The sequence below is a fragment of the Akkermansia sp. BCRC 18949 genome, assembly GCF_045011645.1.
GTDB lineage: Bacteria > Verrucomicrobiota > Verrucomicrobiia > Verrucomicrobiales > Akkermansiaceae > Akkermansia > Akkermansia massiliensis.
On the sequence record NZ_CP123619.1, the window covers coordinates 747,567 to 763,005 of the forward strand.

12 protein-coding genes are annotated in these 15,439 nt (G+C 59.6%); 9 read left to right on the plus strand and 3 right to left on the minus strand.

The window, feature by feature from the left end:
• Positions 1 to 8: 8 nt before the first annotated feature.
• A complete protein-coding gene (locus P8A25_RS03040; RefSeq protein ID WP_022397758.1) occupies positions 9 to 473 on the minus strand; it encodes a hypothetical protein in 465 nt (154 codons plus the stop codon).
• Positions 463 to 3,075: an MFS transporter gene (locus P8A25_RS03045; RefSeq protein WP_180971081.1), complete on the minus strand. Its 2,613-nt coding sequence runs from the start codon at positions 3,073 to 3,075 to the stop codon at positions 463 to 465. Before P8A25_RS03045 ends, P8A25_RS03040 begins: the two co-directional genes overlap by 11 nt.
• Before the next feature lie 397 nt (positions 3,076 to 3,472).
• On the opposite strand from P8A25_RS03045, the gene P8A25_RS03050 reads away from it, so the two are divergent.
• The 9 genes from P8A25_RS03050 (at position 3,473) to P8A25_RS03090 (ending at position 14,395) form a co-directional block, all read left to right on the plus strand.
• Positions 3,473 to 4,039, plus strand: a complete 567-nt coding sequence (locus P8A25_RS03050; protein WP_215442480.1) for a hypothetical protein — start codon at positions 3,473 to 3,475, stop codon at positions 4,037 to 4,039.
• Positions 4,040 to 4,125: 86 nt separating this feature from the next.
• On the plus strand, positions 4,126 to 5,013 hold the full coding sequence (locus P8A25_RS03055; protein WP_180972877.1) for a prephenate dehydrogenase/arogenate dehydrogenase family protein: 888 nt from the start codon (positions 4,126 to 4,128) through the stop codon (positions 5,011 to 5,013).
• A gap of 120 nt (positions 5,014 to 5,133) precedes the next feature.
• A complete protein-coding gene (locus tag P8A25_RS03060) occupies positions 5,134 to 7,356 on the plus strand; it encodes a TonB-dependent receptor (RefSeq protein WP_180972876.1) in 2,223 nt (740 codons plus the stop codon).
• Positions 7,357 to 7,371: 15 nt separating this feature from the next.
• Positions 7,372 to 8,118, plus strand: coding sequence for an ABC transporter ATP-binding protein (locus P8A25_RS03065; RefSeq protein ID WP_022397764.1), 747 nt, complete (start codon positions 7,372 to 7,374; stop codon positions 8,116 to 8,118).
• Positions 8,115 to 10,940: an ABC transporter permease gene (locus P8A25_RS03070; RefSeq protein WP_215442482.1), complete on the plus strand. Its 2,826-nt coding sequence runs from the start codon at positions 8,115 to 8,117 to the stop codon at positions 10,938 to 10,940. The genes P8A25_RS03065 and P8A25_RS03070 overlap by 4 nt, the downstream gene beginning before the upstream one ends.
• A gap of 38 nt (positions 10,941 to 10,978) precedes the next feature.
• A complete protein-coding gene (locus P8A25_RS03075; RefSeq protein ID WP_146019504.1) occupies positions 10,979 to 11,797 on the plus strand; it encodes a DUF805 domain-containing protein in 819 nt (272 codons plus the stop codon).
• Between the two features lie 668 nt (positions 11,798 to 12,465).
• A complete protein-coding gene (locus tag P8A25_RS03080; RefSeq protein WP_290503441.1) occupies positions 12,466 to 13,191 on the plus strand; it encodes a DUF805 domain-containing protein in 726 nt (241 codons plus the stop codon).
• 4 nt (positions 13,192 to 13,195) lie between these two features.
• The gene (locus P8A25_RS03085; RefSeq protein ID WP_022397768.1) at positions 13,196 to 13,825 is read left to right on the plus strand and encodes a CatA-like O-acetyltransferase; all 630 of its coding nucleotides are present in this window, start codon (positions 13,196 to 13,198) and stop codon (positions 13,823 to 13,825) included.
• A 48-nt stretch (positions 13,826 to 13,873) separates the two neighbouring features.
• Positions 13,874 to 14,395 carry a four helix bundle suffix domain-containing protein gene (locus tag P8A25_RS03090; protein ID WP_286011366.1) on the plus strand — a complete coding sequence of 174 codons (522 nt, stop codon included), beginning with the start codon at positions 13,874 to 13,876 and terminating at the stop codon, positions 14,393 to 14,395.
• A gap of 50 nt (positions 14,396 to 14,445) precedes the next feature.
• Here P8A25_RS03090 and P8A25_RS03095 read toward each other — a convergent pair whose 3' ends face one another.
• Entirely contained in the window at positions 14,446 to 15,423 is a 978-nt protein-coding gene (locus P8A25_RS03095; RefSeq protein WP_215442487.1) for an ABC transporter ATP-binding protein, read from the minus strand.
• Positions 15,424 to 15,439 lie beyond the last annotated feature (16 nt).

Below are 15,439 nucleotides of genomic sequence, written 5' to 3' on the forward strand. Positions count from 1 at the left end.
TCCGCAGATCAGCAGTCCAGGACGAGGGGAAAGTGCTGGCTGAGCGGGTAATCCGTGACCTGGATCAGCTCCACGCCGTAAAGGCTGGCAATGGCCGGAGCCTCGGACTTGTCATACGGCTCGCAGTAATAAATGGTTTTAACGCCATGGGCGCACAGCGCCTGCATGCATGAGGTGCAGGGCATCGTGGTGCATGCCACCACCTTCGCCTCCCCCCTGCGGAACAGGCTGCACAGGTTGATTTCCGCATGCAGCATGTATTTCTGGCGTTCGTCCCGGCTGGCCCAGAAGGTGTCCTGTGCCTTGAAGCCGGGGTACAGGCCGTTGTAGGCGGTGCCGATCACGCGGTTGTCCGCATCCAGGGCGGCAGCTCCCACCTTGCGGTAGGGGTCTTCCGAGCGCAGGGCGGCCGCATGCGCCAGCGTCATTACATATTGCGGAATGGGGAGGCGGGATGATGAGTTACTGTTCATGGTTGGAAGACTGGAGTTCCGCCAGGAAGCCTGACTCGTCCAGATACAGGTTGGGCGGCAGGGAATATGGGGTGGGGAGCGTAGCCCCGGCGATAACGTTGGAGAGGGGGGGATTCAGGTAAAAGCCCGGGAGAAGGCGTCCTCGCGTTCTGGCCCGCATGCCGAGCTGCACGGTGCCGTCATCCAGCTTGAAGACGCTCCTTTTCATGGACATGGCCAGAATGATGCCGCGGTCCGTGGCGAAGCAGGGGCGCCACCCGATGTTGGGAAGCACCAGGTCTCCGGAGCCGCTGAAATCGTAAAACGGCGTGCGCGTTTCCGGAACCAGGCTGTACAGCCTTCGGCGCAGGAAGTCGGAGCCCGTCACCTGCTTGATGCCCTCCGGCATGCTGTGGTCTCCGTCGCTGATGAGGTACACGGGGGTGCTGGTGAGGATGGGCCACAGGACGGAGGCCACCGTTTCATGCACTTCGTCATGCCCCACGCTGGTGAGCAGCAGTTCCCGGGGCTGGAGGGAGTTCACGCGCTCCAATTGCTGGGCGTTCATCCAGAAGTCGCACAGGCGGCTCTGGGAGCGGGAGCTGTCCAGCAGGGTGGCCAGCCACTTCCTGAGTTCCGGGTGGTCCGCCTCCACGGTGTCGTTCATCAGGCATTCGGCTATTTCATACCCGGTGAGCCGCGCGTTTTTTGCTAAAACGAGCGGCTTGTGGGCGATGCGCTCCAGGTGGTTCAGGATGGTGTCCCTGCCGATGCTGGCGGCAATTTCCAGGCAGGTGGAGGAGAGCTCCCGCAGGGTGTTGATGACGATGCGGGGGTTGACGGCATCAGGCGCAATGGGTTCTCCGATGGCGGCCGTGAAGCGGTAGGGGACATGGAGGGGGGCCTTGGAGAAGAAACGGTTGCCGGAGTAGGAGAAGATGCTCCCCCACAGCTCGTCCATGTAGATGGGAACGATGGGGCAGCGCGATTTTTTCGCCAGCATTTCCAGCCCCCTGCGCGCGGCGCACAGGGTGCCCGTGCGGGTGAGCTGGCCTTCCGGGAAGATGCAGATCACTTCTCCGGCCTTGAGGGCCTGAATGGCCTTGGACAGGGATTCCCGGGGATTCCGGGAGGAAATGGGGAGGCAGTTGAAGAGTTCCAGAATCCAGCCGAGCCAGCGGATGGCTACGAATTCCTCCGCCACGATGAAGCGGATGGGCCGCGGACAGATGAGGGAAAGGAACAGCGCGTCCCCGTACGTGACGTGGTTGGAGACGATGATGGCTCCGCCGTCCTCCGGAATGCGGTCCTGGTGGATGATGCGGGAGCGGTAGACGATCCTCATGATCCAGAGGCCCATCATGCGGATGAATTCGCGGGGAATGAGACGGAACGCCACAATCGTGATGACCACGCCCAGGGCGGCCAGCACCCAGAATTGGTTCTGGATGGAGAAGATGTTCCTGAGCATGAGCTGGAAGCCGACGGCCACCAGGCCCATCAGGCAGTCCATCAGGTTGCCCGCGGCGATGACCGTGCTGCGGTTGGAGGGATCGCAGTTGTCCTGGAGGTGAGCGTTCAGCGGCACCAGGTACGCGGCGGCGAAGGCTCCCGTGATACCGAAGCCGATGTTGCTGGGCAGCGAGCCAGGAGCGAAGAAGGACAGGAAGATGCAGCCGATAGTGAAGCCGATCGCGCCCAGGGGGATGAGGCCCAGTTCAATTTTTTTACGGCAAATGATGGAGGCTATGACGCCGCCCACCACCGTGCCGCCGCTGAGCCACGCCATGAGAATGGCCGCGGACATGCTGAATCCGGTGCCGTCAATGGGGTGCTCCTGGGCGATCTGGAGGGAGATGAGCATCAGGGCCCCGGCCAGGAACCAGAAGTAGGAGACGCCGATTTCGCTGAGCCTCAGGTCCCGCTGACTCCACAGGTACTTGAGCTGCACGAAGTGCTCGTAAAAGAGCTTCCACTCGAATTTCCGGGTCTGGTTGGCCGGGTACCGGGGAAGGGACAGGGCCGCAATGGCTACGGGAACGGCGATGCAGGTGAGGATGAGCGTGGGGAAGGCGGCGGCTTCCCAGCCGTCGTTGGAGGAAACTTGCAGGATGTCGAACCAGACGAAGATGCCGATCTGCGCCGCCAGCATGGACAGGATGAGGCTCATTTCCATCAGCCCGGAGGCGTAGCCAAGCTGGCGGGAGCCCACCATGTCCTTCACCACCCCCTTTTTCGCCGGGCTCAGGATGGTCGCCTGGACGGAGAAGACGCAGAACCAGAAGACGGCCATTTCAATGTTCTCATACTTGTAGCACAGGAACATGGCCCCCAGCACCAGGATCTGGAGGAAAGACATGAACTGGATGATGCGGGCCTTGCAGAAGCAGTCCGCCAGCCAGCCGACGAAGGGGGAGAACAGGATGTAGGGCAGTACGAAGATGCAGGCAAGGATGTACTGGAGGGAGTTGACCCAGGAGTCCGGCCCGTACACGGCGCTGTTGGCGGCCAGCCAGACGCCCAGGGGAATCAGCAGGAACTGGGCGGCTTTTTCATTGAAGGCGTTCTGGGCTTGAATGAGAATCAGGGAATAAAAGCCCCTCCATTCCTTTTTTGAGGGCATTTTTTTCTTAGATGTCTGTACGTCATCCATGTGGGGCGGATTGTAGCAGATCACAGGGGGTAGGGAAGGATAATCTGTTTCCGTACCGGAGCGCTCCGGGGAAGGCGTGCAGGAGGCTTTTTCCCGATTTTTGGAAAGGAAAAGGATGTGGGGACGGTGGAACGGCCATGGCCGGACGGAGGTGAAAGCGTGTATTCCCGCAGTGAAGCGGAGGACGCGCCACCGGGCCTGAAAACCCCCGTGGAGCGCCGCAGCCCCGTACGGCTTTGCACGGATGAGGGGCCGGAAGCCGGAGAATCCTTGTCATGAAGCGGTTCGGCAAACAGGCTTTATGGTTGACATGAAGGTAGGGGGCCGTAGGATGCTGGCAGAAAGCTATCACCCGAAGAGAGATCATATGAATACTTCCCAGACGATAGGCGTGCTGCTGGCCGCAGGCGCAATCCTTCTGCCTTCCTGTGAAACGGAACGCGTGAATGAACGCCCCATCGGCATTTATCCTACGGAAAATGTCTATCCGTCCGGCTCCGGCGCCATGGGCGCCCAGGGCAGCAGCCTGTTGAATGAGATTCAGCGTGAAAATTCTCTGGATCCGGTAGCGGGTCAGAATTCCGGCTTCAATCCGGATCCGGCCCAGACCAATTCCGGCACCATCGGCAACATGGTGGGAGGCACCAACAATATCACGCCTCCGCCGCCCGTTGCGCCCAAGCCTGTCGTTCCCAATCCCGTGAGTGACTCTGCCAGTTCCGGCATTGCCGCTCCCAGGCCCGTGGAGCCCTCCACTGCCTCCTCCATTCCCGTGGCGTGGCCCACGGCGGACCCCACGGTGGTGGTCAGCCCGTATGACCGCACCAAGAAGATCAAGATTCTGAACCGGGGCACCAACAAGCCCTACCCTTCCGGTACCGTGCTGCGGGACACCAACTTCCCGAACGAGATCAAGAAGTTCCGCGTGCCCTGATGCGGTCGCCGCGAAAAGATGATGCCCGCGCCCCTGAACATGCTGTATGTTCCGGGGCGCTGGTGTATTCTACCCCCTGTGAAACCATGAGCGAAGCTTCCAGAAAACAGCTTTCCTTTTCCTCCGTAGCCATTCTCGGCCCCGGCCTTCTGGGCGGTTCCCTGGCGCTTGCCGTCAGGAAGCAGCTGCCGCATGTCCACGTGCGCCTGTGGGGCAGGAGGGAGGAGCCGCTGGAATATGCCCGCTCTTCCGGAGCCGCCCATGCCGCCTCCACCCGGTTGGAAGAGGTGGTGGAAGGCGCGGACCTGGTCGTGCTGGCTACCCCGGTGGGCGTGATGTCCCGCCTCGTTTCCGGAATGCTCCCCCTGCTGAAACCGGGCGTGCTGGTGACGGACGTGGGTTCCGTGAAGGGCTGCGTCCACCAGTCCGTGGGTTCCGCTCTGACGGAAACCGGCGTGGCGTTTATCGGCTCCCATCCCATGGCCGGTTCTGAAAAGCAGGGCATGGAGCATGCCTCCGGGGAGCTTTTCCGGGACGCCACGTGCATTCTGACCAATGACGAGCACGTGCATGAAGACATGCTGCTGCTGCTCCAGCGGTTCTGGGAGCGCGTGGGCTGCCACTGCATCCGCATGAAAGCGGCGGACCATGATTCTTCCGTAGCCCGCATTTCCCATATACCGCATGCCTTGTCCGCCCTGTGCGTCCACACCGCCCTGGACGGGGGGGATGTGAAGCTGCTGGGGCTGGTGTCCGCCGGCGGTTTTCGCGACACCACCCGCGTTTCCATGGGGGAACCGTCCATGTGGGCGGAAATCCTGACGGAGAATGCCCCCGCCGTCCTGGACCGGCTGGACGAAGCCCTGTCCCAGTTGGGGGAGATGCGGAACCGTCTGGCCTCCGGAGACAAGGAGGCGCTGCGGGAATGGCTGAAGGCCGCGGCGGAGAGCCGGGCGCAGGCTCTTGGCCTGTGAGAGGCGCCGGGAGCGTTCTGCTGCCGGATGTGCCTTTGCAGGAAGGGAAAGGAACGGCCTGTTATCAAATTGTTAACAATCCGGGATGGACGGCCCGATGTTCCGTTTTATACTTGCCCCATGCGTTTATCCAACATGAATACCCCGCGCCGCCGCCGCCAGGGGCGCGGTTTGCACCGTGCCGCCGCCATTGGGAGCCTGCTTGTCCTCGGGCAGTCCGCCTATGCCGAGACTAAACCCGCCGCCGCAGAGGAGGGCGTGCAGGAAATGCCGGAACGCGTGATGACCATCCGTTCCAAGTCCCTGCGGGCGGAGACGGTCAGTTCCGCCACCCTCACGAACATGAAGACGGAAGAAGTTCCGCAAACGGTAAACGTTATTACGCGGGATCTGATGGATTCCAAGGGTTCCGATTCCCTGGTGGAGGCCCTGCGCATGGATTCCTCCGTCAATACGGGGGGGGACATGCTGCTGTCCCGCACGGCGGACCAGTACACCATCCGCGGTTTTGCCGGCACCGATGTGCAGATAGGCAACATGCCTCTTCCCCGCGGCATGGGATACGGCATGGATACGTCCCTGATAGAAAATATTGAAATTGTCAAAGGCCCCATCGGGTCCATTTCCGGCGGCCAGACCAGTACGCTCGGGGCATACGGCGCCGGCGGTTCCATTAACCTGATCCTGAAGGCGCCTGATTTTGAGGAACGGACGGAGTTGACGGCTTACGCCCGTCTTTCCCATCATGGGCAGAAGTACCGCGTAACTATTGACGACACCCGGTACAGGGGTAATGAAACGGACGGTTTTGCCCTGCGCACGGTGGTAGCCGCCGAGTATGAACGCCCGTTCTGGCTGAGCAACGGAGCCAACGGTGGCCAGAAGTACACGGTTTCCCCCATTTTCCGCTGGCAGCATGATTCCCGTACCAAGACGGTGCTGACGACCAGTTTCCAGTACCAGAATTCGCCGACGACGATGGGCATCCCCGTGCTGGGCGGCCACTTTGTGGGGCCGTATGACGCCTGGTACGGTTCTCCGAGCGGAAGGCTCAATGCCAAATCCCTGCTGGCGATGCTGGATTTCGAGCGCAAGCTGGAGAAGGTCTGGACAATCCGCATCGGCGGCGGCATGGGGTACAGCGATGTGGACTACAATGTCTGGGGCATTTCTTCTTCCGCCGGACGCGGAATGAGCACGGAGGATTATTACAACCAGATGATTGCTTCCGGAAAGGCCAAATACGAAGCCGCGTGGAGCGACGAGTGGAACATCAACTGGAATTTCTATTCCAACGCGCTGGCGGAGTTCAAGACCGGACAGGTGGAGCATGAAGCCCTGATGGGCGTTTCCTACACGGGGAGCAGCACCTATGGCGACGGTTCCAGCCTGGTGACGAACGCTACCGCGAACACGAACGGCTATTTCTCCCTGTACAATCCTCCGCCCTTTTTCCCCGCCGGGCGCGACTATTCCGGAGCCAATGCGACGGATACCGTGGTTCAGCGGGCGGGCGTCCTGCTGCAGGATGTCCTTAGCTACGGACAGTGGCGTTTCCTGGCCGGCGTGCGCGGGGACGCGCATTTCAGCCTGGACAATAATTACGCGTTTGCGTGGAGCCCCCGTTTCGGAATTACCCGCATGTTCGGTGAGCGCGTAGCTCTGTTCGCCAATGCGGCCCGTACTTCCGCCCCCAATTTCGGGTATCTGGATGAAAACGGGAAGGAACTGACCGATTCCTGGCGTACGGACCAGATGGAATTCGGCTTCCGGGTCAGCCCGGTGGACAAGGTGTGGTTCTCCGCTTCCTGGTTTGACATCATCCAGAATAACACTCCCGTAGCCATAGACGGATATACCAACCGGTACTATTCGGACGGCTCCAAGAGGGCGGAAGGCGTGGAACTTTCCCTGAACGGGGAAATCACCAAGAACTGGAGTTCCTACCTTTCCTACACCTACACCCGCACCAAGAACCGGACCTCCGGGGAAGTGTATCCCACCATCGCTCCGAATGCGCTGGCCCTCTGGCAGAAATACCGCATTGACGGCGGCCTGCTGAACGGCACGGTGCTGGGCCTGGGCTACCGTTGCAAGGATTCCTACTACGCCACGTTCCGCGGTGCAAAGATTGCGGATAATTATACCATACCTTCCTACAGCGTGTTTGACTTCACGGTGGAAATCCCCCTGCCGGAAACCAAATGGCTGAAGGATGCCACCCTGAGGCTGGCCGTATACAACATTTTCGACAAGAAATACGTGCAGTCCACCCGCCACGCCGTGCAGTGCACGGTGGGAGAGCCCCGCACGTTTGAAGTAGGCGTGAAGACTACCTTCTAACCATTCCTTCCAGCCATGAGTTCCCCCGTCATTTCCGTCACCCGCCTCAAGCGCAGCTTCAAGTCCGGTTCCGAGGACATAGCCGTGCTGAAAGACATCAGCCTTACCGTGAACCAGGGAGAGTTCGTCGCCGTCATGGGCGCGAGCGGCTCCGGAAAAAGCACCCTGCTGAACGTGCTGGGGGGGCTGCTGCCTCCGGATTCCGGCACGGTGACGGTGGATGGGCTGGACCTCGGCTCCATGTCTGATGCCGCCCTGACAGTGTACCGGCGCGACCGCGTGGGGTTCATCTTCCAGATGTTCAACCTGGTGGGAACCCTGAACGTGGAGGAAAACATCCTGCTGCCCTCCCTGGCGGGGGGCAAAAAAGTGGCCTCTTCCACTCTGGACGCCATGATTGAAAAAGTGGGGCTGTCCCACCGCCGGCACGCCATGCCGGATACGCTCAGCGGCGGGGAACAGCAGCGGGTGGCGATTGCCCGTGCGCTGGTTTCCGGCCCGGCGCTGGTGCTGGCGGATGAACCCACGGGCAATCTGGATTCTGAAAACACCCGGCTCATGGGGGACCTGTTCCGGGATTTGCACCGTACGCAGGGCTGCGCCTTCGTGCTGGTGACGCATGCGCCGGACGTAGCCATGTGGGCGGACCGCGTGATTGTGCTCAAGGACGGCCGCATCGTGGACGACAGGCCCACGGCGGAATTTGCCGGACCTGTAGAATTGTCCTCCTTCTATGAACGCACGCTGAATGACGCCTTATGACGCTGCTGTTCAAACTGATTTGGCGGGACCTGCGCGCCAACCCCGGCCGGGTGGCGGTCAGCGTGTTCGCCATCCTCGTCTCCGTCAGCCTCATCGTCTGGATGATGGGGAGCTATGATACGCTGGTCAAGGAGTTCGATAACGACGCGGAGGCCTACATGGGCAGCTATGACCTTTGCCTGGTGCCGGAGGCGCCCAAAGGGCTGCTTCCCCCCGGGCAGTACCCGCGGTTCAGTGATCCGGATCTGGCCGCTCGCCTGGCTGCCTCCCCTCTGGTGGAATCCGTGAACGCCGCCTGCCAGGTGCCCCGCCTCCAGATCGGCTGCGGGAATGAACGCGGCAGCTTTGACGAGCAGACGCGCGACCGCATGGGGATTCCTCCGCAGAGCCCCATCCTGGTGGGGAACCATGCCGTGGAATGTCCTTATGATTTGAAGGAAGGCGTCTGGCCGGATATGGCTTCCTCCTCCGCCATGGAGGGGGTGCTGGGCAGCGGAAGCGCCAAGTATTTCAGCGCGGGCGTGGGAACCGTCATGAACGTGCGCGTGGGAACGCACGTGTACGACGTGAAGGTCGTGGGCATCGTCAAGCAGGCCAAGGCTACCCCCGGCGTCATTATGGGACCGGGCGGCATGTCCGGACCGGCTTTTTCCTCCCTCTTTGTGCCCGTAAAGGTGTGTGAAAAAATCACGGGCCAGCCTTTTGCCCCCAATTTGATTTACGTTCAGCTCAAGGAAGGGGTGGACAAAAAGGAGTTTGTGGACGGCCTCCGGCAGGAGCTGGCCCAGGCCTCCGCCGTGGTGGCGGATACGGATTCCATTATCCAGCGGCTTTCCAGCGACCGTTCCGTCCGTTCCCAGAAGGAGAGTGCGGAGATGTCCGTCTGGCTCGTCCTGTTCTCCTGCGTCTTCATCATTTTCACGACCCTGAGCATCGGCGTCAGCGAGCGCACCCGCAGACTGGCCCTGATGCGTGCGCTGGGGATGAGCCGCATGCAGATCGCGCTGCTGATTGTGGGAGAGGGGCTTTTCCTGTGCATTCCGGCGCTGCTGGGCGGCCTGGCCGCCGGCTTTTGCCTGGTGTACCTTCTGGAGGAAGGTTCTTCCTCGGTCCCCGTCCTGACCTGGACGACGGTGCTAGCTGCCGCCGCGTGCGCCGTGGGGGGGGCCTTGCTGGCTTCCATCATTCCCGCATGGCGCGCTTCCCGCCAGTCTCCGCTGGAAGCGGCCGTGCCCTCTTCCGGATTCATCGGGAAAGTGAGCCGCGTTCCCGTGTGGTCCGTGATCGCCGGGCTGGCGTGCGTGTGCCTCCAGCCTGCGGCCCTGCTTCTGCCGGGCCTGGAGGTGGAGACGCGCAAGTGGATCTTTTTCTGGCTGGGGTATCCCGGCCTGGTGGCCGGTGCGCTGTTCCTGGCTCCCGCCTTCGTGCGCGTGACGGAGTGGGCCGGGTCATGGATCACGGGGCTGCTGCTGCGCGTGCCGCATTCTTTCCTGAAAGTGCAGCTCAGCCGCAACCTCAGCCGTTCCGTGGGAACCGCCGTATCCATGTCCGTGGGCCTGTCCCTCTTTGTAGGGGTGCAGACGTGGGGATATTCCATGCTGGTTCCCTTCTTTCCGGATACGTCCACGCCCGGAACGCTGGTTTCCTTCCTGCATACGGAGTTCAAGCCTGCGGACGTTCCGGAGCTGATGGCGCGGCCCAGCCTGCGTAATTCGCGGATGTATCCCATTTACGTGGATGAACCGGACATTGCCCCGGCGCAGATGAAGACCCCAGGTTTTTCCGGAATGCGCAACCGCTCCATCGTGCTGGCTGGCATTCCCGTGGCGGAGATGGCTCAGGGAAGCCATCCCCTGTTCAGGCCCGTGTTCGTTTCCGGCAACCCGCAGGAAGCCTATGCCATGCTGGAATCCACCCGTTCCCTGCTGATTCCGGATACCTTTGCCCGGATGGTGGGGCTGAAGGCCGGGGATGACCTGATGCTGGTGAATCCGTCCCATCAGGGGCGCCGTTCCGGGAATGCTCCGTCTGCCGGAGCTCACGGACGGGGCAGAGGCCCCGGCATGCAGGGGGAACCCTGGAAGGTGGCGGGAGTCGTCTCCTTCCCCGGCTGGCACTGGCTGACCAAGACCAGCGGCATGCGCGTGCGCCGCGGCGGCTTTGTGGCGGCCCTGGCGATTGCCGATGAACGCTGGCTCAAGGAGGAATACGGCCATCAGGGGTTCCAGTTCATCTGGGGGGACACCGCCCCCGGGGTAAGCAACCTGGAGCTCCAGAACGACCTGGGGGAATACGCCCTGATGAAGGTGAGGCAGCAGGAGAACGAAGGGGAAGGCGTGAAGCCGCTGGTGAAGGCCCTGACCCGGGAAAGCCTGGGGGGGAGCGTCACCAGCCGCGGTGACGACGTGATCTTTACGATGAGCAAGCTTCCCATCATCATGATGGTGATTGCCGTGCTGGCCGTGCTCAATACTGTTCTGGCCTCCGTGCAGTCCCGCCGCCGGGAATTCGGTCTGATGCGGGCGGTAGGAGTGCCGGCCGCCATGGTGATGCGGATGCTCTGGGCGGAGACGCTGATGGTCTCCCTGTGCGCCGTCGTCATGAGCCTGGCCCTGGGCGTGCTGGGAGCCTGGTGCTCCATCCAGATTCTGGAATACGGCTATCACTTCGGCATCGTCACTCCTCCCATCACGATGCCCTGGGCCCATCTGGGGTATGCGGTGCTTCTGGTGCTGGCCCTTTCCTCCCTGGCGTGCCTTCTGCCTGCGTGGCGCATGAAGCGCGCGTCTGTGACGGACTTGCTTTCCGTCCGGGAGGGGTAGGGGGCCTTCTGGATTATATTTGTCGAAAAAAGTATTGATTGCTGAAAATTAAGCAAATAGGATCAGCTGTATACTTTAGAATGAAATATTTTTACCATGACCGGAATGGAGAATTGCATGGTCCTGCTGAACTGGATTTTCTGGCCTGTGAGGTAAAATGGGGCGGTCTGCCTGATCATTTGATGATCCGTCCAGTAGATGGTGAAGAATGGGTTGCCCTGGCGGAGGCAGTGAAAAGGGAAACGGGAACCGGATTTTATCCGAACGTGATGTCTGTTCCGCCGGAAGAGGTAGCCGGTCTGTCGTTTTGGAAGCGTCTCCGGTATTATTATCGGAGATCATGGAGAATGGCATTCGTCTTTTCCGGACGCGCTTCCCGGCGGGAATGCCTGTCCGTTTTCCTGTCCATGACGCTGGCGGATTGCCTGGGGCTGGCGGTTGCCCAGATTCTGCTGGGGCTTGCTCTTCCTCCCCTGATGCCGGGAATCGACGTGTTTTCCTGTTTGTTCTTCATCTTCCTGCTCTTGAGATTGTTGCTGGGGTTGCTGATTGTCCTTCAATTCTTTGCCTTGTGTTGGAGAAGGCTTCATGACTTGTCCCTGGCGGGCGGTTGGTCGTTTGTTCTTCCTTTTGTCCTTCTGGCTGGCAGTTTGCCGGTAGAATGGTTGTTTGGTCGTTTGTTCCAGTCTGATGCGTGGGGAATGTTCATGGCACATGCAGGAAAGGCCGGAGTAATGGCGGCAGGAGGAATGGGAGTGGCCGTTTTCGTGTTGTCCGGAACCTGGGTTGTTGCGCTGCTGGGCCTGTTTCCCGGTACGAAGAAGGAAAATCAATACGGTCATCCCCCGGAGGTATGACCGTTCCGTTTCCCGGACAGAGAAGAACCGGGGATTTTTCCCTTCGCCGGAAAGGGAGGATAATATCGACAAACCCCGTAATGCGTGTTTGACTGAAAGGGCTTTCCCGTGAACCTGTCTTCTTCCAGTCCTGGTCCTTTTTCTGAAAGGAAGTTCAGCTTGCCTGAATGGATGGCGGCAAGATGGAGGTGGCTGTTTTCTTGGTCCGGCCGCATTTCCAGCACCTCATATTTATATGCGTGGCTGTTTTATGGCGCGTGCATGGGGACGCTGGTTTTTTCAGGATATTGGGCCGCGGTGAATGGGAGCATTCATCCGCGTTTTATGGTAACGGCTGAGCATGGAATAAACCTGGCGTGTTTGAGTGCGGCCATGCTTGTTCCATGCCTGGGACTTGTTTTTCGCAGGCTCCGTGATCTTGATCTGGGCCTCCTCTGGGCGGTTCCCGTTTACGCGGCTTCCTTGGGATGTGCGGAGACGGGCTTTTATCATGTGTACGGATGGGCGCGGGCTGCGGCGGGAGGGAATGCCTCCCTTTTAATTTGCGGCGCCATGTTTTTCTGCATGTTTCTGTTTTGTTCCCTGGCGCCGCTTGCGCTGGGATGTGTTCCCGCCAACAGCCGGTCCGGCATTTCCGGGCGAACCGGGGAAAGAACGGAAGGAAAGGAGTGATTGTGAAACGTTATTATTACCATACGCCGGATGGGGAATTGCATGGGCCGTCCGATTTTGATTTCCTGGTTAGGGAAGTCCGCTATGCCGGATTACCGCTGGGACTGATGGTCAGGGAGGAGCGTTCGGAAGACTGGATATGGATAGGAGACATTCCGGGAGCTCCGCCGGAATGGAAGTTGCTCAAGGAGCGGTATTCCGGAACCGGGGAATGGATGAAAGTGGGCAAAATATGGAAATGCGGCAGAAGAAGTCGTTTTAAGTGGTTTTTTTCCCTGCTGGTGATGCAGTCCCGTTCCTCGCGCCGGGAGGCGGCTGTTGCCTACGGCGCACTTCTGGCGTCTGCTCCTCTCGTCTGGATAGTTTGTTTTTGTGGAGCCTGCGATGTTTTTGAACCTCTTCCTTTTGGGATGCTTTTTGCTCTTCTGTCGGGGTTGTTGCTGTTGTTTTTCTTCTTGTTTTGCTTCATTGCGCTGGGCGTCAGACGTTTTCATGATGCCGGGCTGGATGGGGGCTGGTTGGCGATCGTCTGGCCGGTATGGATAGCAGTCCTGATTTGTTCTTTTAAGGGAAAGTTTCTGGCAATGTCCTTTTGCTGGGATCTTGTAGGGGGAATATTTACGGGCATAGCTGTCTTGACTGCTCCCGTCCTGTTCAGTCTTTTGCTGCCGGAGCAAAAGCGCAAAAACATCTATGGAGAGCCTTCCTGGAATAGAAAATAAGCGCATGAAAAAGAAAATAGAAATCGCTTCCTGGCCGCGAAGGTCCCATTACGAGTATTTCCAGACGTTTGAATGTCCCATGTTTTCCATCACGTCTCCCGTGCGGGTGGATGCCTTGTACCGTTATGCGAAACAGGAGGGGATTTCCTTTTTCGCCCTGTGCCTGTTTGTGCTGTTGAAGGCGGTGAATAAGATTCCCCAACTGCGCCAGAGGGTGGAGGAAGGGGAGGTGTGGGAGTATGAATCCGTGGACGCCCTGGTTCCGGTGCTGGCGGCGGATGGGGAATTCACCCAGATTTTAGTAGAGTACCGGGCGGAGCTGGCTGATTTTCTGGAGCATGCCGTTCCGCTCATTCAGGCGGCCAAGCAGGCTCCGGCCCGGGCGAATCCCTGCCATCGGACGGATATTGCCGTGTTCAGCTGCCTGCCGTGGATTCCATTTACGCAGGTGGCCAGCGCCTACAGGGTGTTCCGGGGGCAGTACCTTCCCCTCATCCATTGGGGGAAGATGGAGGCGGACGTTTCCGGCAGGCTGATGATGCCCGTGGCCATTCAGGCGAACCATGTGCTGGTGGACGGGGTCCATGTTGGTAATTTTTATAAAAATATTGATTGTTTTTGTTGCGGGTTTTAGGCTGGGACGCATGGCTTCCCTGTTGCCCCTTCCGGCGATTACCGGTCTCTGCTTTCCTACAGAAAGGCGGAGCAGATTTATGATCTGACCTATTATTTTTGTAAGGCGTACTTGTCTTCTCGCGACAGGACGGTTGATCAGATGGTTCAGGCTGCCCGTTCCGGAAAGCAGAATATTGCGGAGGGAAAGGAGGCGGGGCTGGTCTCCATGGAAACGGAAATCAAGCTGATGAATGTAGCCAGAGCCAGTCTGGATGAATTACTGAGTGATTATGAAGACTTTTTGAGAGTGAGAGGCTTTCCCGTGTGGGAAAAGGATTCACGAGAGTCCCTTTTTGTCAGAAAGAAGGGTGCGGATAAATGTCTGGCCCGGGATTATTTTTTGGAACTGGCCCGGACAAGGCCGCCGGAGGTGGTGGCCAATATGGCCATTTGCCTGATTTTCCAGGCCAAGTATTTATTAATGCGGCAGCTCAGGTTTTTGGAGGGGAAGTTTCTTGGAGAAGGGGGGATGAGGGAAAGAATGAGCCGGATGAGAAGGGATAGGGGTGATGATGGGAATTCCCTATAATCCCTAAAGTTTCCTGTGAGCCCCATAGGCCCTATTCTTCTCCCAAGGTTTTACTGATTCCCGGCCAGGCATCCCGGACAGTTCTGGACTGAGTGCCCCGGAGATATTTCCACCAGCTCCGGTTCCCGGTCCGTCAGGCAGAGTTCCGGGTTCCCGAGGGTATTTCTGGGGCGGAAGCTGCATCCGCAAGGCTCCTGCATCATGTTGGGAGGCAGTCCGGGAATGGTGTAGAGGGGGGAGCCTTTCGCATGTAGTCCGGGAATGGATTTCATCAGGGCCCTGGTGTAGGCGTGCCGGGGATGTTCCAAAAGCTCCCGCGCCAGGGCGCTTTCAACAATGCGGCCTGCGTACATGACGTTGATGCGGTCCGCATATTGGCGCACCACGCCGAGGTCATGCGTGATGAGGATGACGGAGGTGCCCATGTCCTGCTGAAGTTTTCTGATGAGGTCAAGCACCTGCTTCTGCACGGTGACGTCAAGGGCAGTAGTGGGCTCGTCCGCAATGAGGATTTCCGGCTTGGTGATGAGGGCCATGGCGATCATGACGCGCTGGCGCATGCCTCCGGAGAATTGATGGGGATAGGCGTCCATGCGCTGTTCCGCGTCCGGTATGCCTACCAGGGCAAGCTGTTCCAGCGCGCGGTCGCGTGCCTCTTTTTTGCCGGCTCCCTCATGAATGACGAGGGGTTCCGCCACCTGCTCCCCGATGGTCAGGTACGGATTGAGGGAGGTCATGGGATCCTGGAAGATCATGGAGATGCGCTTGCCGCGGATGGAACGGAGTTCCTTTTCCGGACAATGAAGCAGGTCCGTGCCGTCCAGCATGGCGGAACCGCTTTCAATGCGGCCCGGAGGCATCGGGATGAGCCCCATCATGGAGTAGCAGGTGACGGATTTTCCGGATCCGGATTCCCCCACGATGCCGAGCGTTTCCCCCGGCGCCACGTCAAAGGACACGTTTCTCACCGCCCGGACGATGCCGGCCCTGGTGTGGAAGGAGGCGCTGAGGTTCCTGACGGAGAGCATGCGGAGAAGGCGGGAT

Coding starts and splice junctions, on each gene's coding strand:
- P8A25_RS03040 (WP_022397758.1), bottom strand. CDS start 473: ATGAACAGTAACTCATCATCCCGCCTCCCCATTCCGCAATATGTAATG.
- P8A25_RS03045 (WP_180971081.1), bottom strand. CDS start 3,075: ATGCCCTCAAAAAAGGAATGGAGGGGCTTTTATTCCCTGATTCTCATT.
- P8A25_RS03050 (WP_215442480.1), top strand. CDS start 3,473: ATGAATACTTCCCAGACGATAGGCGTGCTGCTGGCCGCAGGCGCAATC.
- P8A25_RS03055 (WP_180972877.1), top strand. CDS start 4,126: ATGAGCGAAGCTTCCAGAAAACAGCTTTCCTTTTCCTCCGTAGCCATT.
- P8A25_RS03060 (WP_180972876.1), top strand. CDS start 5,134: ATGCGTTTATCCAACATGAATACCCCGCGCCGCCGCCGCCAGGGGCGC.
- P8A25_RS03065 (WP_022397764.1), top strand. CDS start 7,372: ATGAGTTCCCCCGTCATTTCCGTCACCCGCCTCAAGCGCAGCTTCAAG.
- P8A25_RS03070 (WP_215442482.1), top strand. CDS start 8,115: ATGACGCTGCTGTTCAAACTGATTTGGCGGGACCTGCGCGCCAACCCC.
- P8A25_RS03085 (WP_022397768.1), top strand. CDS start 13,196: ATGAAAAAGAAAATAGAAATCGCTTCCTGGCCGCGAAGGTCCCATTAC.
- P8A25_RS03095 (WP_215442487.1), bottom strand. CDS start 15,423: ATGCTCTCCGTCAGGAACCTCAGCGCCTCCTTCCACACCAGGGCCGGC.